We start from the raw sequence: 231 nt of genomic DNA, 5'->3' as shown, positions 1-231 counted from the left end.
GAACTAAGGTAAGTACCGTAAACATCATACGTTGGTCCCGCGCCGTCAGATCATTCAAAAATTCTTTTGTCTCCTTCCGCTGCAATTCCATATCATAGGGAATCACAGCGCTGAAATTATTGTTGGCGTTCTGCCTACGCTGCCAGTTGGTGATATTGGTTTCCACGCCCAGGAGTCGGTTTTCCACTTCCCGCACCGCCTCATCGGTGGGAATGGGGATCACATCCATAC

The 231-nt window shown here is 49.4% G+C and carries 1 protein-coding gene; it reads right to left on the bottom strand.

What is annotated here, in order from left to right; translation table 11 throughout:
• A partial coding sequence (locus NE619_RS18535) for a hypothetical protein (protein ID WP_330640882.1) occupies positions 1 to 231 on the bottom strand: 231 nt, incomplete at both ends.

Source organism: Anaerovorax odorimutans (assembly GCF_024459955.1).
GTDB classification, from domain to species: Bacteria; Bacillota; Clostridia; order Peptostreptococcales; family Anaerovoracaceae; genus Hominibacterium; species Hominibacterium odorimutans_A.
The sequence above is the reverse complement of the archived record's forward strand: the minus strand, read 5'-3'. Positions and strand labels throughout refer to the sequence as shown.